Source organism: Pseudomonas sp. V88_4 (assembly GCF_029967985.1).
Lineage (GTDB): Bacteria > Pseudomonadota > Gammaproteobacteria > Pseudomonadales > Pseudomonadaceae > Aquipseudomonas > Aquipseudomonas glycinae.
Genome location: NZ_JASCAF010000047.1, coordinates 61,345 through 85,718, shown reverse-complemented (window position 1 = coordinate 85,718; position 24,374 = coordinate 61,345). Strand labels below are relative to the sequence as shown.

Annotated in this window: 20 protein-coding genes; 4 read left to right on the top strand and 16 right to left on the bottom strand. The window is 62.8% G+C overall.

Translation table 11 applies throughout. The features are described 5' to 3' along the window. Nucleotides 1-22: 22 nt before the first annotated feature. The 9 genes from QLG12_RS25930 to QLG12_RS25890 form a co-directional block, all read right to left on the bottom strand. The gene (locus QLG12_RS25930; protein WP_197870260.1) at nt 23-1,528 is read right to left on the bottom strand and encodes a YdgA family protein; all 1,506 of its coding nucleotides are present in this window, start codon (nt 1,526-1,528) and stop codon (nt 23-25) included. Between the two features lie 199 nt (nt 1,529-1,727). Beyond that, nucleotides 1,728-2,363, bottom strand: coding sequence for a hypothetical protein (locus QLG12_RS25925; protein ID WP_064382680.1), 636 nt, complete (start codon nt 2,361-2,363; stop codon nt 1,728-1,730). Between the two features lie 93 nt (nt 2,364-2,456). Further along, entirely contained in the window at nt 2,457-3,899 is a 1,443-nt protein-coding gene (locus QLG12_RS25920; RefSeq protein WP_282475464.1) for a TolC family protein, read from the bottom strand. Further along, entirely contained in the window at nt 3,896-4,783 is an 888-nt protein-coding gene (locus QLG12_RS25915; RefSeq protein ID WP_282475463.1) for an HlyD family secretion protein, read from the bottom strand. The genes QLG12_RS25920 and QLG12_RS25915 overlap by 4 nt, the downstream gene beginning before the upstream one ends. Further along, complete coding sequence (locus QLG12_RS25910) at nt 4,780-4,989, bottom strand: DUF1656 domain-containing protein (protein WP_007957657.1); 210 nt, start codon at nt 4,987-4,989, stop codon at nt 4,780-4,782. The genes QLG12_RS25915 and QLG12_RS25910 overlap by 4 nt, the downstream gene beginning before the upstream one ends. After that, on the bottom strand, nt 4,986-7,049 hold the full coding sequence (locus QLG12_RS25905) for an FUSC family protein (protein ID WP_282475462.1): 2,064 nt from the start codon (nt 7,047-7,049) through the stop codon (nt 4,986-4,988). Before QLG12_RS25905 ends, QLG12_RS25910 begins: the two co-directional genes overlap by 4 nt. Next, entirely contained in the window at nt 7,046-7,474 is a 429-nt protein-coding gene (locus QLG12_RS25900; RefSeq protein WP_197870266.1) for a MarR family transcriptional regulator, read from the bottom strand. The genes QLG12_RS25905 and QLG12_RS25900 overlap by 4 nt, the downstream gene beginning before the upstream one ends. 383 nt (nt 7,475-7,857) lie before the next feature. Further along, entirely contained in the window at nt 7,858-8,103 is a 246-nt protein-coding gene (locus tag QLG12_RS25895) for a DUF2789 domain-containing protein (protein ID WP_282475461.1), read from the bottom strand. A gap of 129 nt (nt 8,104-8,232) precedes the next feature. Beyond that, nucleotides 8,233-8,694: a YbaK/EbsC family protein gene (locus QLG12_RS25890; protein WP_282475460.1), complete on the bottom strand. Its 462-nt coding sequence runs from the start codon at nt 8,692-8,694 to the stop codon at nt 8,233-8,235. 196 nt (nt 8,695-8,890) lie between these two features. Between QLG12_RS25890 and QLG12_RS25885 the strand changes: the two genes are divergently transcribed. Together QLG12_RS25885 and QLG12_RS25880 are read left to right on the top strand one after the other, a co-directional pair. After that, complete coding sequence (locus QLG12_RS25885) at nt 8,891-9,418, top strand: NfeD family protein (protein WP_197870272.1); 528 nt, start codon at nt 8,891-8,893, stop codon at nt 9,416-9,418. A gap of 2 nt (nt 9,419-9,420) precedes the next feature. Then, on the top strand, nt 9,421-10,179 hold the full coding sequence (locus QLG12_RS25880) for a slipin family protein (protein ID WP_007957673.1): 759 nt from the start codon (nt 9,421-9,423) through the stop codon (nt 10,177-10,179). On the opposite strand, the gene QLG12_RS25875 is transcribed toward QLG12_RS25880, so the two are convergent. The 7 genes from QLG12_RS25875 to QLG12_RS25845 form a co-directional block, all read right to left on the bottom strand. Beyond that, the gene (locus tag QLG12_RS25875) at nt 10,145-11,119 is read right to left on the bottom strand and encodes a sulfotransferase family protein (RefSeq protein ID WP_197870274.1); all 975 of its coding nucleotides are present in this window, start codon (nt 11,117-11,119) and stop codon (nt 10,145-10,147) included. The genes QLG12_RS25880 and QLG12_RS25875 overlap by 35 nt on opposite strands. Next, entirely contained in the window at nt 11,107-11,892 is a 786-nt protein-coding gene (locus QLG12_RS25870) for an aspartyl/asparaginyl beta-hydroxylase domain-containing protein (RefSeq protein ID WP_282475459.1), read from the bottom strand. Before QLG12_RS25870 ends, QLG12_RS25875 begins: the two co-directional genes overlap by 13 nt. Further along, entirely contained in the window at nt 11,889-12,494 is a 606-nt protein-coding gene (gene cysC / locus QLG12_RS25865) for an adenylyl-sulfate kinase (RefSeq protein WP_282475458.1), read from the bottom strand. The genes QLG12_RS25870 and cysC overlap by 4 nt, the downstream gene beginning before the upstream one ends. Then, on the bottom strand, nt 12,478-13,992 hold the full coding sequence (locus QLG12_RS25860; protein ID WP_064382670.1) for a TolC family protein: 1,515 nt from the start codon (nt 13,990-13,992) through the stop codon (nt 12,478-12,480). Before QLG12_RS25860 ends, cysC begins: the two co-directional genes overlap by 17 nt. 48 nt (nt 13,993-14,040) lie before the next feature. Next, a complete protein-coding gene (locus QLG12_RS25855; RefSeq protein ID WP_282475457.1) occupies nt 14,041-20,427 on the bottom strand; it encodes an Ig-like domain-containing protein in 6,387 nt (2,128 codons plus the stop codon). Between the two features lie 55 nt (nt 20,428-20,482). After that, nucleotides 20,483-21,328 (bottom strand): sulfotransferase, encoded by an 846-nt coding sequence (locus QLG12_RS25850; protein ID WP_011331872.1) that lies wholly within the window; start codon nt 21,326-21,328, stop codon nt 20,483-20,485. Nucleotides 21,329-21,465: 137 nt separating this feature from the next. Further along, nucleotides 21,466-23,061 carry a glycosyltransferase family 39 protein gene (locus QLG12_RS25845; RefSeq protein WP_282475456.1) on the bottom strand — a complete coding sequence of 532 codons (1,596 nt, stop codon included), beginning with the start codon at nt 23,059-23,061 and terminating at the stop codon, nt 21,466-21,468. Between the two features lie 240 nt (nt 23,062-23,301). On the opposite strand from QLG12_RS25845, the gene QLG12_RS25840 reads away from it, so the two are divergent. Further along, nucleotides 23,302-23,889, top strand: coding sequence for a tail fiber protein (locus tag QLG12_RS25840; protein WP_197870284.1), 588 nt, complete (start codon nt 23,302-23,304; stop codon nt 23,887-23,889). 56 nt (nt 23,890-23,945) lie between these two features. After that, nucleotides 23,946-24,257 carry a hypothetical protein gene (locus tag QLG12_RS25835; RefSeq protein WP_011331869.1) on the top strand — a complete coding sequence of 104 codons (312 nt, stop codon included), beginning with the start codon at nt 23,946-23,948 and terminating at the stop codon, nt 24,255-24,257. Nucleotides 24,258-24,374: the final 117 nt, after the last annotated feature.

Below are 24,374 nucleotides of genomic sequence, written 5' to 3'. Positions count from 1 at the left end.
GTTTCGGTGAAGCGCGGGGCGTTTACTGAGGCTGTTCGATACTGCCGAACTTGCTCATCAGGAAGCCCACGAACTGCTCGACGGTCATCTTCTGGCCGTTGAATTCGACCTGATTGGCGGCGTAATGCAGCTTGGTGACAACGTTGGTGCCATCCAGGGTCGCCAGCTGCGAACCGACGGCCATGCCGGCGAACATGTCGGCACCCGCGCTGGCCTGGTCAACGATGGCCTTGGCATCGGTCTGACCATCGATTTGCGCCTGCACACTGAGCAGATCGACCAGCATCGGCTTGGACACCAGCACATTGATGTCCAGCAGCGCGATCAACTGTTTGCCCAGTTGATCCGGTGGCAGGTCCATCGAAGCCGGCTTGGTCAGGTCGAGCACCAGATTCGCCCGGCTTTCGCCGTTGGCGGTTTTCAGCGACAGGTCTTCCAGCGCCAGTTGCGGCCCGGCTGCCAGCAGTTTCTGCAGGTCGGCCTTGACCTGGGTGGACTCGGCCTCGGTCAGGTTCAGCTCCGGTGCCGGCTGGCCGGCGGCGGCAGCTTCGGCGGCGGCTTTCTCGTAAGGCTGCAGTTTGGTCTGGTAGATCTGCATCAGCGACATGGCCGACGGAATGTCGAGGTTTTTCAGGCTCATGGCCAGGTTGGCCGAACCGATCTTCTTGTCGTTGAGGGTCACTTCAGCGACCTTGTAGTCGGCACGGCCGGAGGCGTTGCTGCCGTTCTCTTCGGTACGATTCTTCATTTCGAAGTTCTTCACACCCAGCACCGACTGCTTGGCGCCGAAGGTGGTCTTGCTGCTGGTCAGTTCCAGGGTGTTCTCGCCGGTGTAGTAGCCGTAGGTGCTTTTGGCGAGATTGCTGGCCAGGGTCAGGCCATTGAGTTCGATCTGCACCGGCGTCTGGTCTTCGGCGACCGTGCTCAGGTGCAGGCTGTCCATGTAACCGTTGGCTTTGACCTTCTGTGCCTGGGCACTGGCGGAAATGTCCATGTTCAGGCCGGAAAACTTCAGGTTCGACTTGTCATCCAGCGCAGTTTCCAGTGGCAGCAGTTCGAGGTTGCCGGTGGTGGACTGGTCGTAGCCGATGTTGACCACGCCTTTGAGCGGCGCGGCGCCCTTGGTGGCGGCAAACCATTTTTCGGTGATCGGGGTCTTTTCCAGCTCGAAGTGACTGGTGGCCATGACCGGCAGCCATTTCAGCGACACCAGACGCGAGAACGGCAGCGGGCCGTGTTCGATGTGGTCGACGAACAGCAGCTCGACCGGTGCTTCGCCGAACATTTCGCCCTCGCCCTTGAGGCGATAGTGCGCGGTGCTGCTGAAGGTGTTGCGCTCAAGCGATACCAGCTCCAGCGATGCACTGCCGTTGGAGCCGGCCATGGCGGTCTGCAACTCGCTGTTGGCATTGGCGACGGCATTGTTCAGCACGCCTTCGATTTTGGTGCCGGTGTACCAGGCCCCGCCTACGCTGATGGCGCCAATGGCCACAACAATTCCGAGAAGCACGCCTGCTGATTTATTCATGAATGACCTGATCGATTTCCGTGGCTGAAAGTGTGGTCGTCTTCCCTGAACCCGTGACCGGGCCGTGGCGCGACTCCGCTGAATTTAGCGGTGGAGATTAGCACTGGCAGTGCAACGCGGCCCAATGTTTAAAGGTTAAAGAGTGTCGACATGACATGGACAAACAAAAAGATCGCCGGGTTCGGCGATCTTTTCGGGCTCAGGAGTATTGAACCTCGATCTCGTCCAGCTGATGGTCGAAGCTTTTCAGCCGTGCGGTCCAGGTGTACACCAGCACTTCGAAATCCCGGTCGATCACCGCCCCGCCCGGCCCGTCGCTGCGCGGGTCGCAGAAATCCAGCTGATAACGCTCGCGGGCCATGGCCGTGGCGACGTCCGAGAGTTCACGGGCATTGTTGAGCCAGTGCCAGCCGTCGTCGGCGACTTGCCGGTCGAGGGCCAGGCACTGCTTTTTCAGGGCTTCGAGGCTTTTTTCCAGCGGCGTGCCGGTGAGTTCGCCCATGACTTCGGCGAAGGTGCGCCCCGGCTGCCAGTAGCCGCCCCAGAAATAGCGGTCGAACACGGTTTCGACTTTGCGCAGCGCGACTTTGGTATCCCAGATCAGCAGCAGCGTCTTGCTTTGCTCGAGCTGGCGTTTCTTGAGTCGTTGGGTCTGCACCAGGGCCGACGCCACGACCACGATCGCCATGACCGCGATCAGCGCCACGGTACTGTCGAGGAAGACCATTGCCTTGTCGATCTGATGAGCCAGCATGATGCCGTAGAAATAGGTGGCCGACAGCAGCACCAGGGCTACGAGGGCGCACCAGAAGCCGAGAGCGTAAGGGTTTTTCATTATTGGTTTCCCCTAGACCTGCGCTAGCGATGTGCACTGAAAAGGCGCCTGGTTCGGGGCGCCCTTTCAATACTTCAAAGCATAGCAACGGCCTCAGGGTTTGCTGGCGCTCGAGGCTTGCGTTCGTCCGCTTTCCCAACCGCCGCCCAGGGCGAGGAACAAATCGATCTGGCTCATGGCAACCTGGGTGTTGGCGGCGGCCAGTTGCGCGGTGACGTCGGTGTAGGTGCGGGTGGCCTGCAGGTCGGCGAGGAACGACTCGCGGCCGGCCTGGAAGAAGCGGTGCGTCTGGTCCGCCGCCAGTTTCGCCGACTGCTCGGCATCGGCCAGCGCATCGCGGCGTTGCAGCAGTGCGGAATACTGGGACAGGCCGGTCTGGGTTTCGCGGATGGCGTTGAGCACCACGCCGTCGAAATGCGCCAGCGCACCCTGAGTCGTTGCTTCAGCCTCGCGGATCCGGGCCCGGGCGCCGTTGGTCGGCACACTCCAGCTCAGCGACGGGCCGAAGCCCCAGCGGTTGGTGGACGGTTTGCCAAGGTTATCCAGAATACCGACGGTGCCGATGGTCGCGCCGAAACTGATGTCCGGGTACAGCTCGCCGGTGGCGATGCCGATCCCGGCGGTCGCGGCCGCCAGACGCCGCTCGGCCTGGCGGATGTCCGGCCGACGCTTGAGCAGCGCGGCGCCGTCACCGACTGGCACCAGTTGGGCGATTTTCGGTAGCTCGGCACAGGTCGCGGTGCCGGCCGGAAGTTGATCGACAGGCTTGGCCAGGAGCATCGACAGACGGAACAACCCGGCCTGACGCGCCGCTTCATAGCGCGGCATGTCGGCGCGCAAGGATTTGAATTGGGTCTGCGAGCGGGTGACCTGGGTTTCGTCGCCGCGCCCGGCGTCGCGCAGGCGCTGGATCAGGGTGGTGCTCTGGGATTGCAGGTCGAGGGAATGTTGGGCGATTTCCCGCTCCTCGTTCGCCGCGCAGACCTGGGTGTAGGCCCGAACCACGTCGGCGACCAGAGTGATGCGCGCGGTGTCGGCAGCGGCCTGGGTCGCGTCGGCGTTGGCCTTCGCCGCTTCGATCCCGCGTTGCAGCGTGCCCCACAGGTCGAATTGGTAGGACGCGCTGATACCGATATCGCCAATGTTGGCCACCGGCACTTTTTCCGGCAGCAGGAATGCCTCGCCGGATTCCTGCAAGCGCTGGGCGCCCATTTTCACGCCGCCGCTCCAGCCACCGGCCGCCTCGGCCTCATCGACCTGCGCACGGGCCCGCGACAGGTTCGCCGCCGCCACCCGCAGATCGGTGTTGGACGCCATGGCCTGCTGAACCAGTTGATCCAGACGCGGCTCCTGATACAGCCGCCACCAGTCCGCCGGCACCGGGGCCGACACCACCGGTTTGCCGGCCACCGCCAGGTCGCCCTGGAAATCCTTGCGCTGGATCGCCGCGTCTTCGGGCACGTGGTAGTCCGGCCCGACCATCGAGCAGGCCGACAGCATCATGCCCAGCCCGGCGACCATCAGGGCCCTGTTCATTGCGCGGGCTCCTGCGGTTGATCGTCGGTGATCGACACGGTGGCGGTACGCCCGGCGATCATGCGGAAGTCATCCGGCACGTCGTCGAAGGCAATGCGCACCGGAATCCGCTGCGCCAGACGCACCCAGCTGAACGCCGGATTGACGTTGGGCAGCAGGTTGCTGCCGCTCGAACGGTCACGGTCTTCGATACCGGCAACGATGCTTTCGACATGCCCGCGCAAGCGAGCGCGGTCGCCAATCACGCGGATATCCACTGACTGACCGATGTGGATACCGTCGAGTTTGGTCTCTTCGAAATAACCGTCGATGTGGAACGAATTGCTGTCGACCACCGACAACACCGGACGCCCGGCGGTGACGAATTCCTGCGAGCGTGGCGCACGGTCATTGACGTAGCCGTCCACCGGACTGCGGATCACCGAGCGGTCGAGGTTGAGCTGAGCACTGTCCACCGCCACCAGCGCTTCGGCCAGGGCCGATTGCGCGCGGGCCACTTTCGACAGGCTTTCTTCCAGCTGTTCGGCCGGCACCAGATTGCCCAGACCACGGTTACGCTTGGCTTCACGCTGCGCCTGGGCGAGGGTTTCTTCGCGATCGGCTACCGCGGCCTTGGCCTGGCGCAACGCCAGTTTGAAACGGTCCTGGTCGATGCTGAACAGCACCTGGCCGCGCTTCACCAACTGGTTGTCCTTCACTTCGACCTGCTGGATCAACCCGGACACGTCCGGGGCGATCTGCACGATGTCGGCGCGAATGTGGCCGTCGCGGGTCCAGGGCGCGAACATGTAATACATCACCATGCGCCAGACCACGACGACGGCGAAAGTCACGATCAACAGCGTCAGGACGACGCGACCGAGGGTCAGAAACGGTTTTTTCATGTCATCAGGTATCGACTGAGTGAATCCACGCCGTACAGCATCACGGCGTAGAGAGCCACGTTGAACAATGCCCGGTGCCAGACCAGACGGTAGAAATGCAGGCGTGTGAGCACGCCGTGTACCAACACAAACAGCACATAAGTGATGCCCATCAACACCAGCAGGGTCGGCAGGAAAATGCCGCTGATATCCAGATCACCGATCATAGGGGCGCTCCTTCGGGCAGCGGTTCTTCGGGCTCTGCGTTGGAAACGAATTCCACGCCGGGCAACAGCGCCAGGCGCAAGCCGCTCAAGGCGTGCAACAGGTTGAGTCGGGTTTCTTCATCGCCGTGGCCATTGAGCGCACGGCGGGTGCGATCCATGGTCATCAGCAAGGCGCTTGGCGCCGGCAGGCGTTCGCCGGCCTTGAGGCAGGCCCGGAAATATTCGCCGACCTCTGCCACCACTTGTTTGAGCAACGCATTCGGCGCGCCCGTCACTCGCGGCGTGTAGGCGAGCAGGTCGAGCAGGTTCAGCCCCACGCGCACTTCGCGCATGGCGATGCCGGTGTCCTGTCCCGTCAACGCCAGACGCGGCAGGTGCTGCATCAGGCGGTCGAGCAGTTGCACGCCCAATTGCCGGTGCTCGGCGAGGTTCGCCGGTTCGGTCATGTTGACGATGTCTTTCCAGCTGAAACGAGTCAGACGCTTGGCCGCCAGCTCGGCGCCGAACGGCCGGGCGATCAGGGTCCAGATAAACGCGAACAACAACCCAATCGGGCCCGCCAGGTTGGAATTGACGAAGGCAAAGAAGTCCGCGTCGTAAGCACCGGAAATGCTGATGAACGACGAGGTGTTGACCAGCGTCAGCAGCATGCCGAGGTAGAAGCGTGGCTGCACCGTCAGGGTGCCGACACAGACGAACGGCACTGCGAACGCCAGCACCAGCATCGGAAAGTCATGCAGGTTCGGCAGCACCAGAAACAGGTACAGGCTGGCGAACAGCACCGACATCCCGGTCCAGAAAAAGAACCGGTAGATCTGCGGCGCCGGGTCGTCCATCGAGGCGAAGAAGCTGCACGAGACCGCCGCCAGAATCACCGCGCTGCCACCGTCGGTCCAGCCCAGCAGGATCCACAGTACCGAAGCGACGATGATCGCCAGAATGGTCGAGGCCACCGAATACAGCATCAGCCCACGATCCAGGAATGGCGTCAGGCGACCCAGGCGCCAGTGGCGATAGACCGCGCGCCAGCTGTCCTGGCGCTCGCACAGGATCGCGTCCTGCAGACTGCGGCAGTCCTGCCACAGATCGATGAATTCGCCGAGGCGGTACAGCGCGTTGGAAAACAGCAACTGTTTGCGATCTTCGAGGGCTTCTGCGCTCGGTTGCAGCGCTTCGAGTTGATCCCGCAGGGCTTGCCAGCGGCCGAGATCGGCGTCTTCGTGGGCGAGCCATTCGCGGGTCGCCGTGAGCAGCGGCGCGAACTTTTCCACCAGCTCCGGCGTGCGCCGTTCGAGGGCGTAAAGCGAATCTTCAAGGGCATCGATCACCGGCAGCAGGTGAATCATCCGGCCGCGCAGTTCCTTGGTGTTGCGTACGGTTTGCGGCCGCGCACCTTCGTGCGGCAACTGACCGATCATCAATTCCAGGCTGTTGAAACTGCCGACCATCGCCATGCGCAGGGCTGCGACCTCTTCGGGCTGCACGTCGCGGCTGAGGAATTTCAGACTGTAAGTTGTGGCGTCGGCGAACCACTTGCCCACGGCATCGTTGAACACCGGTGCCAGGCGCCGTGGCCAGAACATCGCGCCGACCACCGCCGCCACGGCGATGCCGAGAAAGATCTCTTCTGTCCGCGACTCAGCCACGTCCCACACCGCCAGCGGGTTATCCACCACCGGCAGGGCGATCAGCGGCAAGGTGTAGCCGGCCAGCATCAGCGCGTAGTTGTTGGCGGTGCGCAGGTGCAGGGACAGGAACAGCAGAATCCCCGTCCACAGGGCGATGACCACCACCAGCACATAAGGGCTCTGGACGAACATTGGCACGAACAGCACCGCCGCCGCTGCACCGAGAAACGTGCCGATCGCGCGATACAGCGCCTTGGAACTGGTCGGGCCGAGGAACGGGCTGGAAACGATGTACACCGTGGCCATCGCCCAATAAGGACGCGGCATCTGCATGAGCAAAGCGATGTACAGCGCGGTCATCGAGGCCGCGAACGTGCGGACCCCGTAGAACCAGTCCCGCGCGGGGGGCATGCCGGAAAAGAACCCGTTCACGGATTGATCACCGATGGCGGAGTGGCCGCCTCAAAAGCTCTCAGTACCCGAAGCGTAGCCTCCAGATCGCGCTGGTCGATGCCTTCGAGCACTTCATGACGCAGACGCACCAGTTGCGCCTCCACCGCTTGCACCAGCTCACGGCCGGTGTCGGTCAGGCTCAGGCATTTGGCGCGACGGTCCTGGGCATCTTCGGTGCGGCAGACAAATCCGGCGTGACACAACTGATCGAGCAGGCGCACCAGCGACGGCGACTCCATCCCCGCCGCCTGCGCCACCTGCACCTGGCGCACACCCTCGCCCAGCCGCCCGATCATCAACAACGGGACGGCGCAGGCTTCGGAAATTCCATAGTTGACCAGCGTGGTCTGGCAGATCTTCCGCCAATGCCTGGCGGCCACCACCATGGCACTGCTGATATTCATCTGGAGAGCGTCGAGGTTATTCGGCACGAGGGAATGCACACACTGTTAGTTTGCTAACTATCAATATCGCATTGGTGGGGAAATTCAGTCAAGTTTTGAAACAAATTGCTTTCAGCACAAGAAATGTCCCTCGCTGAAACTACGCCAACACCGACCTCCGAGAGCACTGAACCATGACGAAGAAATTCACGACCGAGAACACGAATTCCGGACAACATCCGATTGAACGTCTGCCCGACACATCTGCGTACGCGACATTTGTAGAGCAAAAAGTAAGAATCGCTCGTGAGTCAATGGCCTGCGGATTCGGTTTATCCAATCTTGAAGTTGAAGCGACGTTCTCTTCCTTGAGAGCTATGACTGCCAAGGACTAGGTCCGGTCTTTACCCCGCCCGCCCCTTCCTCAACATCACATCCAACTGATCCACCACCTCCGCCCAATCCGCATCATCGAGAATCTCGTCACGCAGGAAATCCGCCTGGCTCTTGCTCCAGAAAAACGCGTCGCACAGGTGCAGTTCGGGTTTGAGCGGGGAATGGGTGGCGATGAACTGGTCGATGCTGACCGGGTCGCTGTCCAGGCCGAGTTGCTTGAACAGGGATGGGAGGCTGTGCGTCGGGTTTTCCATGTCGAAACTCCTGCGAGATTTATAGGGTGTGAAAGATTTTTTGCGAGCAGGCCCGCTCCCACAGGTCTAGCGCAGAACCTGCGGGAGCGAGCTTGCTCGCGATTGGCGACGACATAGACGCTAAAAAAGCTACTGACTCAACTCCCGCACCTGCGCATGCGGCACCATTTTCAGGAATTCGGGCATGCTCATGTGCAGCAGGTTGTTATGGTTGCCGGCTTCCAGGTAGATGTCTTTCTGCCGGGTCAGCAGCGGGTCGATGACCATGTCCAGGCCGTAGGAATCGCCCAGTGGCGGTACGGCGCCGCGTTCGCAGTCGTCGAAAATGTGCGCCAGATTGCTTTCGCGGGTGATTTGCCATTCGCCGCTGCTGCGCACCTTGCTCAAGTCCAGGTGGCGGCTGGCGGGCAGCACCGCCATCAGGTAATGCCCGTGACGGTCGTCCAGGATCACCGATTTGGCCACCCGCTCTGCGGCGATCCCGGAGACCCGCGCCGTTTCCAGGCTGCTGGACGAGTGCGGGTGGGTGACGATGTCATATTCGCATTGCGCCCGGTTGAGGCTGCTCTGCACTTTCCTGGCCATACGCATGATGCACCTCGGTGCCCGCCGACGCTGTGCGGCGGACGGTAATGAAACGCTGCGACTGTCCTTGAAAGTCTAGTCCGGCAAGTCACGAGCACCGGGAAATCCGCCCACTGGCGGGGCGGGAGAATTGATCGAAAATCATCCAGCCGCAGCCTCAACTAGACTGTAAGAACCAGTCCTGACTCTCGCGGAGGGTCACGTGAACATCCGTTGCTGTGCGCTTGCCCTGTTGCTGCTGAGTGGATCGGTGATTGCGGCGGACAACCCGTTTACCGCCGCCAGCCCGGTCGGTCTGTGGCTGATCATCCTGGGCATCACGTTTCTGATCGCCGAAGCCGCGCTGCCCAACTACGGGGTGATCGGCCTCGGCGGCATCGTCATGTTCGTGATCGGCGCGCTGATCCTGAGCAACGCCGAACTGCCGGTACCGATGATGATCGGCCTCGGGCTGGTCAGCGCGCTGTTGCTGATCGCACTGCTGATCCGTGCCCTGAAAACCCGACCGCGCCACCCGGTCAGCGGCGATGCCGGCCTGCTCGGCAGTGTCACGGCGGTGACCGTGGTGCAACCGGAAGACAGCCGCAACGGCTGGGTGCAGTTGCAGGGAGAACGCTGGCAGGTGCTGAGCGCCACGCCGCTGCACACCGGGCAACCGGTGCGGGTGGTCGGGCGCAAGGGTCTGTTGCTGCAAGTGGCCGCGACTGACGCGGCACCGCTCGGAGAGTGATCATGGGTCTGCAAATCGGTTTTGTCGCGCTGCTGCTGTTGCTGATCGCCCTGGCTGGCTCGACGTTCCGCATCCTGCGCGAATACGAACGCGGGGTGGTGTTCCAGCTCGGACGCTTCTGGCAGGTCAAGGGGCCGGGGCTGATCCTGCTGATCCCGGTGGTGCAGCAAATGGTCCGGGTCGACCTGCGCACCATCGTCCTCGATGTACCGCCGCAGGATGTGATCACCCGCGACAACGTATCGGTGAAGGTCAACGCGGTGCTGTACTTCCGCGTACTCGATCCACAGAAAGCGATCATCCAGGTCGAGGATTTCCTCATGGCCACCAGCCAACTGGCCCAGACCACCCTGCGCGCGGTGCTCGGCAAACATGAGCTGGACGAACTGCTGGCCGAACGCGAACGCCTGAACATCGACATCCAGCAAGTGCTCGACGCCCAGACCGACGCCTGGGGGATCAAGGTCGCCAACGTCGAAATCAAGCACGTCGACCTCAACGAATCGATGGTGCGCGCCATCGCCAAACAGGCCGAAGCCGAACGGGAACGGCGAGCCAAGGTGATCCACGCCGAAGGCGAATTGCAGGCCTCGGAAAAACTTATGCAGGCCGCCGAAATGCTTGGTCGCCAGCCCGGCGCCATGCAACTGCGCTACATGCAGACCTTGAGTTCGATTGCCGGAGACAAGAGCTCGACCATCGTCTTTCCGTTGCCGATCGAATTGCTCAAGGGGATGGCGGATCTGTCGGCGAAATCGTAAGCGCGCGCAAGCGTTCCAGCGCGGCATAGGGCGCACGGGCGCAATCTTCGATCCGTGCCTGCAACAGCGCCGATGCCTCGCGGCGTTTGTGTTCGCCATCGACGACAAAGGGTTGTGACGGCTGCTTCGCGTGCTGCGCCGTTGCTGTCAGCGCCTGTTCACACTGCGTGGCGCTGAGCCCGAAAAACCGCGCCAGCCGCCCGCTCATCGCGTCGGGCAATTCGCTGTAATTGACCGCCAGCCCGGCAGACTCACGACAATGCACGCACCCGGCCTCCAGCAGACGCCCCAGGCGCCGGGCGATGAAGTCCTCGCGGCCCTCGAACGGCAAATCATCGTCCAGCACACATTCGCCGAGCGCCCCCGGCACCATGTGCAGGCCGGGACGGCGCAGGTGCGAGACGGCGATTTCCAGTGGATCGCGATAGACAAACAGCCACGGCGTATCGGCAAAACACTCGCGCAGCAGCGGCCATTCGCCGATGTTCCAGGCGTCGAGCTTGATGACCAGTCGCTGCTCTGTGCCGCGCCGACGCTGACCGTACGCCGAGAGCAGTGCGACGATGGCCGCGCGGCGCTCTTCGTCCGGCAGATCGCTGCGCAACAAGGCATCAAGGGGCGGCGGCTCCGAGACCACGATGTGATCATCGAGCCGGGCGAGCATCTGGCTGATCAGCGTCGAGCCACACCGCGAGGCGTGCAGGATGAACGCGCTCGGCAGCAGCCCCGGACTGAGCGTTTGCCAATGCATGAGCGCCGACAAGGGTGTTTGCCGGCGAAACGCCTGATTGAACGGCAGGTGCAACGCGTCTTCGACAGCCTCACGAAAAAACGGCTGATGCAGCGGCGTGTCGCCAAACCAGCACCAGTCGACCTGCCATTGCCCGGCGGTTTTCCAGACGCGGATCGGCAACCAGCCGTCGAAATTCACAGGCGCCATTGTTCGTTCCATGACCGACGACCGTTGCGCATCGCCGCCAGCAGTTCTTCCCGGGAAAAATGCAGACCGCGTTCAGCAGCCAGCGTCAGTGTCTGGTCGGTGAATGCTTCGCGGTCCTGCAATGCCTGCAACGCGGCGGACAACAGCGGTTCAGTGACAAGCAATCGTTGAAAGCGCTGAAGCGCTGTTTCCGTGGCATCAGGCAGCGGAGTGCTCGGCAAACCGTTGGCAATCATCTGCTCCAGCCAGGGCGAGGGGCGGCAATCGAGCACCAGATGAACCCGTGCCGTGCGGTCGCGATTGTCGACCCGATGCGGCCGGGCAAGATCAAGAAACCAGCATTCCCCGGCCCTCATCGGCATCCGCTGGCCGTCGAGCCAGAAGTCCACGGCAGGCGGACTGAGCAGCGGAATATGCAGGCGCAAATCGGCGTCCGCGCCCTCAAGGTCGTAGTCGCGATGTTCATGAATCTGCCCGCCCGGCCCCAGTCGCAGCAGCCGCGCACTGACGATGTCCAGTGGCAGATCCCGCAGGGCCTGCTGCCAGCGACGGTCATTCAGCCAAGGATTGCGCTCTACGGGTTCGGCGCTGCCGGGGGACAGTTCGGTCAGCGCATCGGCGGCAGAAATCAGCGCCACGCCGCTCCAGTCGCCGGCGAAATAAGCGGTATTGAAATGACCGCGCCAGGCAGCGTCGTCAATCGCCGCCAACGCCTGCAACAACAATGGCAGATCCGCGCTCAGCGGCAATCGCGAGAACGCCGGCCGGCTCATGCCTTGGGCAACACCGCGGATTCGCCGAGCCAGGTCAGCAACCGGTCCAGACAGGCTTCGACCGTCAGCGTGCCGGTGTCGAGCACCAGCGAAGCCTGGGCCGGCGCCTCGTAAGGCGCCGACACGCCGGTGAACCCGGCGAGCTCACCGCGTCGTGCCCGGGCGTAATGTCCTTTCGGATCACGCTGCTCGCAGACCGTCAGTGCGGCGCTGCACCAGACCTCGCGATAGTCCTCGCCCAAACGGCGGGCAAACACCTCGCGCAGTTCCGCCAGCGGCGCGATCATCGCCAGAATCACGATCTGCCCGTTCTCCACCAGCAACGCCGCCAGCTCACTGGCACGGCGGATGTTTTCCAGGCGGTCGGCATCAGTAAAACCGAGGTCGCGGTTGAGCCCGACCCGCAAGCCGTCGCCATCGAGCACCACACTTTGCAGACCGCGACTGAACAACTCGGCATGCAACGCCTGGGCAAGGGTCGATTTGCCCGCCGCCGGCAAGCCGGTCAGCAGCATTGCCGTGCCGCGATGGCCGTTGCGGGCCTCGCGTTGGGCACGGCTGATGCTGGCGGTCGGCGCCAATACGTCACTGCGCGGAGGCATGGGCCACCGGCAGCGAAATATCCCCTGACGCCCACGCGGCTTCGCGGTTGGCCAGCGCAGTGGCGATCGACTGCACTTCGGTCGACTGCACCTGATCCGGCAGCGGATCGAGGCCGGCGCTGGCGAAGATCTGGCCGTAAGCATTGCGCAGATCGGCGTAGGACAGGTCGCGACGCAGATCGGCCTGCAAGGTGTTGAGCTCGCCCTGAATCAGGTCCAGCTCACCAATGCCGTCGGCCTGACGACGGTTGCGCAACTGACCGACGATTTGCCCGTCGATGTCCGACAGTTGCTGGTTGGTCTTGAACTGGCGCAGCGCCTCCTGATAGTTGGCGTTGGCCACGTAGAGCTGCGCCAGCACTGCAATCGACATCGCCTGACGCCGCGCGGTGGCAACTTCTTCACCGGCCTTGGCCACGTCGATGGCCGCCGGGGCCGAGATCACGTTAAACAGGTTCCAGGTGACCTTCACGCCGTAGTCGGCCCAGCCCTGTTCGACCAGGAACGAGTTGCTGTCGTAATGCCCGCCGGCGGAGAACTCCAGACCCGGCAGCAGACGCAGCATGGCCTTGCGGGTTTCGGCGGCGCTGATCCGGGTCTGGTAATCCTGCTCGCGCAGTTCCGGGCGGCTGGTCAGGGCTTCCTGTTCGAGTTTGCTCAGATCGACCTTGAGTTCCGGGATCCGATAACCGTCATCGGTGGCCAGGGTCAGGTTGGTGCCCAGCGGCAGGTTGATCAGGGTCGCCAGTTCGGTTTTCGCCAGCGACAGCGCGCGGCGCTGTTCTTCCAGTTGTCGGGTCGCCTCGATCAGTGAACGCTGGTAGCCGAGGGACTGCACCGGATCGCCGATGCGCTGTTCGCTCATGCTTTCGCTGTTACGGCGAGCCGTGTCGACCCGCGCCATCAGGCTGTCGATCTGCTTGAGCAGGCGTTCGGCGGCCATCGCCCGCCAATAGGCCGAGCGCACGTCCTGAACGATGGTGTTGATCACCTTGCGCCGGCGCTCCTGAACGATCAGGCGCTGGTCGCCCTGCTGCTTGGCGCTGATGTAGCTGACGCCGAAATCGAGGACGTTCCAGACCATGGTCAGATCGGCGACGTCGCGGTCGCGATCCTGGGAGGTCGACGGTTCCAGAGACTGAGTGCCGGTACGCACACTCTGGCTGCTGGAGGCGCTGACGTTGTTGCGTCCGACGTAACCGGCGTCCAGCGCCATGCGCGGCAGCATGTCGAAACTGGCGAGGTCGAGCTGCCGCTTGGCCAGCGCTTCCTCCATGATTTTCAAGCGGCCTTCGAGGTTGTATTTCACCGCGCGGGCCATCGCCTGGTGCAGGGTCAGCGGACCGCTCAGCGGTTCCTGGCCCTTGTACATGCTCTGCAGGTCAGCTCTGGCCCGTTGCTCGCTGACGCTGCGTTCGATCGGTTCACTGGTCACTGCACATCCGCTGATCGCCAGCGCCAGCAGGCTGGCGCCGAACAACTTCTGACTTTTCTTCATCCCTGGATCGCCCCTAGGTCCCGCACATATGTGAGTTGTTGTGTGTTGTCAGGCCGGCATTTCGCTGATGCCGACCTGTTGCAGTGCAGCGGCCAGGTTGTCGACCCGGTGCTGCTCGCTGTCCTTGATCTGTTGCAGTTGCTGGCCAAGGGTCGGCGCGCCGAACACACCGCGCAGCCCTTGGGAAATATCGCCGCCCTTGATCGACTGGCTGCCGAAGGCATTCAGCGAAGCGCGCTCGGCGCTGCTGTCCTGATTGAACAGACTCGACAGCGTGGTGCTGCCGAACACCCCGCCATCGCCACCGCCAAACCCGAGGAAGCCATGACCGGAGCCGTCACCGCCGTTGTCACTGCTGGTGAACACCTGGGCAATGAAGCTCGGGCTCAGCGCACCGCGATTGATGAAAATATCCCCCAGTGGACGGATGCCGTTGCCGATCACCCGTTGCTCGAACAACGGCGCGAAAGTCAGCGGTGAACCGAGGTCGCCGGTGGGCGCGGTGAAGACGATCGGTTGCAGCGGAACGTTCGGCGGTGGCGGCGGCGCGACCGGATCGCTGCTGCGGAACTCCGGATCCGGTGTCACCACGATCAACGGAGTAGTCGGTGTCACAGGAGGCACAGGCACCGTGTTGATCACGTAATTGCCGGAACTGCTGACGCTGCTGCCGCTGTTGCCCGACAGGTCGCTGACCCCGGCGGTGTTGATGCTGATCGCATTGCTGGCGCTGTTGACGTTGGCGTTCGGCGTCAGGGTCGCGGTCCAGGTCTTGCCACCGTCGCTGCTGCTCAGGTTGGACAAGGTGCCGTTGGCCACGCTGAGGTCCGACAGGTCGAAACCGCTGACCGCTTCGTTGAAGGTGATGGTCACCTGCGAAGTCTGACCGACGCCCAGGTTCGGATTGGCGATCACCACCGTGGCGGTCGGCCGTTCGCTGTCGAGGGCGTAGTTGTTCGACACCGCCACCGTGCTGCCGGCGTTGCCCGCAAGGTCGGTGACGTTGCTGGTGTCCAGCGCGATGAAGTTGCTCGGGTCGGTGACATTCGCGGTCGGCGTGAAAGTCGCGGTCCAGGTCTTGCCGCCGTCACTGCTGGTCAGGTTGCTGAGGTCACCGTTGGTCACGCTAAGGTCGGACAGGTCGAAATTGCTCACCGCCTCGCTGAAAGTGAAGGTCACCGTGGTGCTCTGGCCGATGCCCAGATTCGGATTGGCGACCACGATGTTCACCGTCGGACGGGTCGCGTCGAGGATGTAGTTGTTGGAGATGGCGATGCTCGCCCCGAGGTTGCCCGCCAGGTCCTGGACGCCGCCGGTGTCGATCAGGATCAGGTTGGTCGGATCGTTGACGTTGGCTGTCGGCGTGAAGGTTGCGGTCCAGGTCACGCCGCCGTCGCTGCTGGTCAGGTTTGACAACGAACCGTTGGCGACGCTGATGTCTCCCAGATCGAACCCGATCACCGCTTCGTTGAAGGTGAAGGTCACGGTGGTGGTTTCACCGATACCGAGGCGGTTATCGGCAACCACAATGGTGGCGGTTGGCCGCGCGGTGTCGATGGCGAAGTTGTTGGAATCGGTGGTGCCGATACCGCTGTTGCCTGAGACGTTGGTCACTCCGGCATTGTTCAGGCTGATCAGGTTGGTGGCGTCAGTGACATTGGCAGTCGGGGTGAACGTCGCGGTCCAGGTGATGCCGCCGTCACTGCTGCTGACGTTGCTCAGCGTGCCGTTGGCGATGGTCAGGTCACTGTTGTCGAACCCGCTGACCGCTTCGCTGAAAGTGATGGTCACCAGCGAGGTTTCCCCGGCCTTGAGCGAAGTGTCGGCGACCACGATGGTGGCGGTCGGCACTTGGGTTTGGATCTGATAGTTGGCCGAACTGGTGGTGCCGGTACCGGTGTTGCCGGCCAGGTCGGTGATGCCGGTGTTGTTCAGGACAATCAGGTTGGTCAGGTCGGTGATGCCGATATTCGGCGTGAACGTGGCCGTCCATGTAATGCCGCCGTCGCTCGACGAAACGTTGCTCAGTGTGCCGTTGGCAACGCTCAGGTCGGAATTGTCGAATCCGGTCACGGCCTCGCTGAAGGTGATAGTCACCAGTGCAGTTTCGCCGGGACGCAGGTCACTGTCGGTCATGACGATGGTCGCCGTCGGACGCTGACTGTCGACCGCATAGTTGTTGGAGTCGGTGGTGCCGCTGCCGGCGTTGCCCGCCAGATCGGCGATGCCGGTATTGTCGAGGGTGATCAGGTTGGAGGTGTCGGTGATGCCTGCCGCCGGGGTGAAAGTGGCCGTCCAGGTGATGCCGCCGTCGCTGCTGCTCACTGCGCTCAGCGTTCCGTTGGCGATCGTCAGGTCGGCGTTGGTGAAACCGGTCACGGCTTCGCTGAAGGTGATGGTCACCAGGCTGGTCTGGCCGACGCCGAGCGCCGTGTCGGCGACCACGATGGTGGCGGTTGGACGCACCGTGTCGATTGAATAGTTGTTCGAATCGGTGGTGCCGCTGCCGGCATTGCCCGACAGGTTCTGCACGCCAGTGTTGTCCAGCGTGATCAGGTTGGTGGCGTCGGTGATGTTGGTGGTCGGCGTGAAGGTCGCTGTCCAGGTAATGCCGCCGTCGCTGCTGCTGACCGCGCTGAGCGTGCCGTTGGCGATGGTCAGGTCGGCGTTGGTGAAACCGGTCACGGCCTCACTGAAGGTGATGGTCACCAGCGAGGTTTCGCCGATTTTCAGGCTGGAGTCCGCCACGATGATGGTCGCGGTCGGCACCACGGTGTCGATGGTGTAGTTGTTGGAGTTGGTCGTGCCGCTGCCGGTGTTGCCCGAAAGGTCGGCGATGCCGGTATTGGCCAGGGTGATCAGGTTGGTCGCGTCATTGACGCCCACGTTCGGCGTGAACGTCGCCGTCCAGGTGATGCCGCCGTCACTGCTGCTCACGGCGGTCAGTGTACCGTTGGCAATCGTCAGGTCGGCGTTGGTGAAACCGCTGACTGCTTCGCTGAAGGTGATGGTCACCAGCGAGGTTTCACCGGCAGTGAGATTGCTGTCGGCCACCACGATGGTCGCGGTTGGCCGCACCGTATCGATCGCATAATTGTTCGAATCGGTGGTGCCGCTACCGGCGTTGCCCGCCAGGTCGACGATGCCGGTGTTGTCCAGGGTGATCAGGTTGGTGGTATCGGTGATGCTGGCGCTCGGGGTGAACGTCGCCGTCCAGGTGATGCCGCCGTCGCTGCTGCTGACTGCGCTCAAGGTGCCGTTGGCAATCGTCAGATCGGCATTGGTGAAACCGCTGACTGCTTCGCTGAAGGTGATGGTCACCAGCGAGGTTTCACCGATCCGCAGGTTGTTGTCGGCTACCACGATGGTCGCGGTCGGGCGCACGGTATCGATGGCGTAGTTGTTGGAGTCGGTGGTCCCGGTGCCGGCGTTGCCGTTCAGATCAGCGATGCCGGTGTTGTTCAGCGTGATCAGGTTGGTCGCGTCGGTGACGCTGGCGGTCGGCGTGAACGTCGCGGTCCAGGTAATGCCGCCGTCGCTGCTGCTCACGGCAGTCAGCGTGCCGTTGGCGATGGTCAGGTCGGCGTTGGTGAAACCGGTCACCGCTTCGCTGAAGGTGATGGTCACCAGCGAGGTTTCGCCGATTTTCAGCGCGGTGTCTGCGACCACAATGGTCGCGGTCGGACGCGCGGTGTCGATCGCATAGTTGTTGGAGTTGGTGGTGCCACTGCCGGCGTTGCCGGCCAGATCGACGACCCCGGTGTTATCCAGGGTTATCAGGTTGGTGGTGTCGGTGATGCTGTTGGTCGGCGTCAGGGTGGCGGTCCAGGTAATGCCGCCGTCACTGCTGCTCAGGCCGGTCAGGGTGCCGTTGGCCACGGTCAGGTCGGCGGTGGTGAAGCCGCTGACCGCTTCGCTGAAGGTGATGGTCACCAGCGAGGTTTCACCGGCCGCCAGGTTGGTGTCGGCCACCACAATGGTTGCCGTCGGCCGCACGGTATCGATCGCATAATTGACCGAATCGGTGGTGCCGGTACCGGCGTTACCGGCAAGGTCGGCGATACCGGTGTTGTCCAGGGTAATCAGGTTGGTGGTATCGCTGATGCTGGCGGTCGGGGTGAACGTTCCGGTCCAGGTGATACCGCCGTCGCTGCTGCTCACTGCGCTCAACGTACCGTTGGCGATAGACAGATCGGCGTTGGTGAAACCGGTCACCGCTTCACTGAAGGTGAAAGTCACCAGCGACGTATCGCCGATCTTCAACGCCGTGTCGGACATCACGATGTTCACGGTCGGCCGCGCGGTGTCGATGGCGTAGTTGACGGAATTGGTCGTACCGACACCCGCCACGCCGTCGTTGATCGCGGTCACCCCGGTGTTGTCGAGGGTGATCAGGTTGGTGCTGTCGGTAATGTTGTTGGTCGGCGTGAAGGTCGCCGTCCAGGTCAGGCCGCCGTCGCTGCTGCTCACTGATGTCAGCGTGCCGTTGGCAATCGTAAGGTCAGCGTTGGTGAACCCGGTCACCGCCCGGCTGAAGGTGATGGTCACCAGCGAGGTTTCGCCGATTTTCAGGGCCGTGTCGGCCATCACGATAGTCGCGGTCGGAGGTTCCACGTAGGCGGTGTTGAGCGTGCCCCCGTTGTTGTAGATCGCCGCGAAGGCCAGCGGGACAGAGCCCGTCACGCCGCCGCCCAGTTCCGCGCCGCCGGAACCGCTGCCGGCCGCGTTGCCGCTGATGGCGCTGAAGTTGGCAGCGGTGATCAGTACCGTGCCGCCCTGGTTCCAGATCGCGCCGACACCTCGTCCGCCGTCGCCGCCGTTCAAGTTATTGCTGCCCTGACCACTGCCGCCACCGCCACCGCCGCCCGCGCCGATGTTGTTGCTGATGACCGAGGTGCCGACGATTTTCAGCGTGCCGGTGGAAGCGTTGTAAATGCCGCCGGCTGCATTGCCGCCTGCGCCGCCGACCTTGTCCCAGCCAGCGCCGCCACCGCCACCGCCAATGGAAATGGTGCCGTTGTTGGCTGTGCCGCCGTTGCCGCCGTTACTGTAATAGGACACGCCGACACCACCGGCGCCGCCCGTGGTGGAGCCGCCGCGCCCGCCCATGTGCGTCGCGTCGTAGCCGCCACCGTAACCGCCGACACCACCGCTGCCGGCCTGGCCCCCCAGCGTACCGGTGCCTGGCCCGGCAGTACCGCCATGGCCGCCGCCCTGACCGCCAAGACCACCGCCACCACCACCGGCACCGCCGTAGAACGCACCGGTGACACCCCCGCCACCGCCGCCACCGGCCGCCGCGTTGCCGGTGACCGAGACGTTGTTCAGGGTGAGGATGCCGGCGTTGAAAATCCCCCCGCCCATGGCGCCGGTTGCGCCATAGCCGCCATTGCCCCCGTTGCCCGAGACCAGGCCCCGGGTAATGACCAGACCATCCAGGGTCACCGTGCTGCCGGAGGTGATTTCCACCACTCGGGTCCGGTATTGGCCATCGAGCGTGACGTCGGCAACCCCGTCGTTGTTCAGGTCACCATCAACGGTGATGTTCTTGTTGATCAGCAATTCCGAGGTGAGCTGCACCGTCATCCCGGAGCTGAAGGTCACGATGTCGCCGTTCTGCGCCGACGCCAGCGCTGCGCGCAGCGAGCCGACCCCGGTGTTGGCATTGTTGGTGGCGGTCCAGGTGGCCAGGCCCCACTGGTATTCGCTCATCGCCTGGGTCGACAACACGTTGGCACTTTCGATGGTGCCGGTGGCGATCTCCAGATCCCAGTCGCCGCCCAAGCCCGTGCGGTTGCTGGAGGCGGCCACGTCGCGGCCGGTCAGCTGCGCCAGCGAGTCGACGAAGCTCAGGCCACGATCACCTTCGGCGGTGTAGCAACCGTAAATCAGGATGTCGCCGCCAGCGTTCATGTCCTTGCCGATTTCCGCCAGGATCGCGCTGCGCTGGGCAACGTTGTCGGCCGACAGATAACTGTTGCCCAGCCACAGGTCGCCGGCATTGCCGTGGGCAATGATCTGCACCGAGCTCACGCCCTGATGCTGATCGAGATAATCGGCGATCTGCTGCAAACCGTCCTTGCCGGCATCGAGCTTGACCACTTGCGTGCCGGGGGCCACGCCCTTGAGCAGGCTGTCGGCATCCTTGACCCTGGAATCGACGAACACCACGCTCTGCCCCGGCACGGCTACCGGGCTGGCGGCGGGCGTGGCATCGGCTTGACCATGGGTGTCCTTGCTGGCGCTCGGGTGGTCGGCGGCCGGCGCTTTCGCGGCGTCGGCGGTGGCATGGCTGTCAGCCTGGGCGGCGGTGTCGGCGACGGTGGCCGCGACAGCGCCGTCGAACAGCATGCGCGGCTCCAGCGACATGATCATGGGCGCCACCAGCGTCCGTTGGCCTTCGGTAACCCGCGACTTTTGCTTGCTCCACCACATGTTGCTCACCCGGACTCGAACACAGTTGTTGACGCATCAATGAAAAACGCCGCGATCAGCTGATCGCGGCGTCGGACTTCATACGAATGACATTGGCAGCGCTGGCTGAGCCATCGAGCCAAAAGGACAGATCGGCGTATTGCTTGAACAGGTCCGGCGGCAGAATCGTGCGCCGGGACTGCAGGGCGACCTTGGGTTTGACCTTGTGCAGGCCAGCCACACCGAGGGCCTGGTCGAACTCTGGCGCGTCGTAGGCCAGGTGCTCGAAATCGTGCTCGAACCAGGGTTCGCCGATGAAGTCGTAGACCAGCCGCAGCACCCGTTCCGGGGCCTGGGTCAGCAGGTCGTAATCGACGATCAACAGCGAATCGGCGTGCTCGCCGTAATAGGCTTCCTTGAGCGCCGCCCAGGCAAAACCCACCAGGCGATTGCGCTGGGCCAGGGTTTCGCAGCGGCTGTAGACGGTGTTGCGCTCGACCGCATCGCCGAACAGCTTGGTGTTTTCGAAAGGATTGGCGCGGTACAGCCGCTCCAGGCTGTCCATCACCCAGGCGACGTTGCGCACACAGGCGATGACTTTGGCTTGCGGGAACAAATCGTTGATGGCCGGCAGTCGCGCAGACCACTGGCGGTTGGTGTCAAACACCACCGGTTTGTCGGCCTTGTCGGCGTAGTAGGAGTCGAACAGGCCGCGTAACAGGCGGCGGCGCATGTCGGTATCAATCACCGCGCCGAATTCGCTGCCGGCACTGCATTGTTCAAGGACACCGGAGAACAGCGCGCCGACCGGACTGGTCATGCCGGCATGAAAGCGCGGGTTCTGCAGAAGGATCGCAGAAAGGAGGGTAGAACCTGAGCGCGGCAAGCCGGAGATAAAGTGGAACTGCTGCAATCCCTTCACCGTATTTGTAAGTCCTTTTGTCTGATGAGCGTAATCCAACAATACCCATTCGACTAGTAGTGTTTTGATATCAAAACAGAGCAAAACGGACTTAAAAACTCAGCCTTTATCGCGAATAAAATGGTGAAGCGTTTAAGTCAGTTCTCTCCCGATCCATCGGGCGTCTGCAGCGAAAAAAGGCGCGCTTTCGCCCCGCCCGCGTGCACCTGATCCCGTAGCTGCCAGGTCGCAGGCAAGGGCAGAAATGGATCGGGGACTTCCACGTCCAGATCACCGATCAACCAGACCCGGGCACTGTCCTTCGGCAGGTCTCCCAACCGATCAAGGTAGACCTCATCGGACACCAGCGTGCCGAAGCCGTAGCGGTTCGGACGGGTCGAGCGCCCTTCGGCTGTGGGCGGCGTAAACAGCCGGACTTGAGCCTCAGTGCGGTTGTAATAGACGTAACTGAGGTACCAGAGCATGTCGCTGGTGACGATCCGGTCGCCGCTGGCGAAGTGGCGGTTGACGTAATCGACCATGACGTTGAACTGGTCGTTGCGGTCGACCGTGGCGTTGTTGTTCACCCCGATCATCTCGACCCCGACCAGCGACAGCAGCACCGCCATCGCCAGCACGCGCACGCTGCTGTAGAGACGGTCGATGGCCAGCGCCGCCAGCATCGGCAGTCCCAGCGCGTAGGCAGTCAGGTAACGCTCGATGAACATCGGCGTAATGAAAGACACGGCGAACACCAGCAACAACGGCACGCCGGTGTAGACCGCCAGCAGTACGCTGCCATGGTTCACGCTGCGATCCCGGGCGACAGCGACAGCCGCCAGCACCAGCAAAGCTAGGGGCACACCGCCGAACAGCAGCAACGGGAGATGTTCGCCCTCGTCCTGAATCAACCAGAGCCAGATCATCGACGGCAGCGAAGACAGGGTCACCGGATCTTCCCAGCCCACATCGCCGCCGGCCTTGAGCGCGTCCATGTGTTGCAGCAGGTCGATCAGGTTCGGTAGCCACGGCAGGTAGAGCACGACGATGGCGAGATTGGCCAGCCACCAATCCTTGCGCTGGAGATGCTTCAGGCGATAACCCGGCAACAGGCGGATCAACCCCAGATACAGCCAATGGCTCAGCGCCGCCAGCACGGCGAAATAGTGGGTGTACAACGCCGCCGTCATCAGCAGCGCATAGATCAGCAGGTAGCGGTGACGCTGCGGGCGCCGGATCCACTTGACCAGCACCAGCGTCGCACCGATCAGCAGCAAGCCAAGCAACGCGTACATGCGCACTTCCTGGCTGTAGCGCACCGCCGTCGGCAGCAGCGCCAGCAACACCCCCGCGATGATCGCCGCGCGGCGAGTAGCCAGGCGGTCGACCAGGCTCACGCCGAGCCCGACCGTGGCGATGCCGGCCAGCGCACTGAAACTGCGAATGGCCAGGAGGCCGTCGCCGAACAGCCCGATCCAGCCGTGCAGCAACATGAAGTACAGCGGCGGATGCACATCGAACGCGGCATGCGTCCAGATCCCGCCCGGCGAATAGCGCGCCAGCAGCAGGCTCGAACCTTCATCGCCCCAGATCGCGGCAGCGGTCAGATCATAAAAGCGCACCACCGTGGCCAGCAGCAGGATCGGTATCAACCAGTGCTCGCGCGCCCAGCGCAACAGGCGCCGGACACCGGCATTCGGTGCAGCGAACGGATCCTGAGTATCTCCCAGCGGTGTCTCGCGAAGGACCTCCATCAACCTCCCCTCAGCGTTTTTGCGAACACAATTGCGTCATCAACTGCCAACACTGTAGGCCAGCACCGAAGTCGACGCGCGGCCACGACGACGTCCGGCAAGTCCGTCGATCCGGGTCTACGCTACGGCGTGGCGTGACCTGCCCGCGCAAAAGGAAGGAGTCAGCACAACGTTTCGACCGGCCCGGCAACAAGGGCGACCGCGCGGCGCGCCGACCACACAACAGAAGGATGAGGAACCATGGAAGTCTTTATGGGTACGATTCAACCGTTTGCCTTCAACTTCGCCCCGAGTGGCTGGGCCTTGTGCAACGGGCAAATCCTGGGCATCTCGCAATACCAGGCGCTGTTCGCCTTACTGGGCACTTTCTACGGCGGCAATGGCACGACCAACTTTCAACTGCCCAACCTGCAAGGTCGCGTGCCCGTCGCACAAGGCACCGGCCTGGGCCTGACACCGCGCGTCATCGGTCAGGTGTACGGCACGGAAAGCGTCACCGCCACCATCGCCAACATGCCCAATCACACCCACGCCATGACCGGCCTGACGGCCAACACGGCCCTTTCGCTGGCAGTACCCGCCAGCAATCCGGCGACTGTGCCGACCGCCACCAATTCGTACATCGGCGCGTCCAGCGGCGGCCCTGGTTCGGCGAATATCTATTCCGACGCCCAAGGTGCCACACCGGTACCGCTCAAGGGTGTGACCACCACCGTTACCGGAGACATTTCCTCCACTGGCGGCAGTCAGCCAATGCAGGTCTTGAACCCGGCCCTGGTCCTTAACTTCAGCATTGCCCTGAACGGTCTGTTCCCGTCGCGCAACTGAGTAAACGCCGGGGGCTTGATGGCCCCCGGCCGTTCTTTTTTCAATGGAGTCAAACCATGCTGCAAGCGGTGCAGATCCAACATGTCCAGCCGTTGCTGGGACAGCAACGCACGCTTTACCTGCCCGATGGCACGGCCTTGCCGATTCGGATCGAATACCTTGATGAGGTTCCCGCGGCGAAAACCCGCTACAGCGAACGCATGCCCTTCTGCCTGGAATTCAACAGCCTGGTGCCGACCGAGTTTGTCGACGGTTTATGCGCGCTGGACTTGCCGGAACTCGGTCGGGTAGAGGACATCTTCGTGTCGCGGGTGCCGGCGCTGGGACGGGATCCGCAGTTGGGCTATTTCTGCATTTCCTTCAACTGATTCGACAAAGTGTAAAACCACGTAGGACATGTCAGTAGGATTAAGCCGCAGCCCTTGTAGGCCGTGTTTTTAAACCCATTTGCTTGGGAAACGTCCGACATAAATTCGCTGGCCATC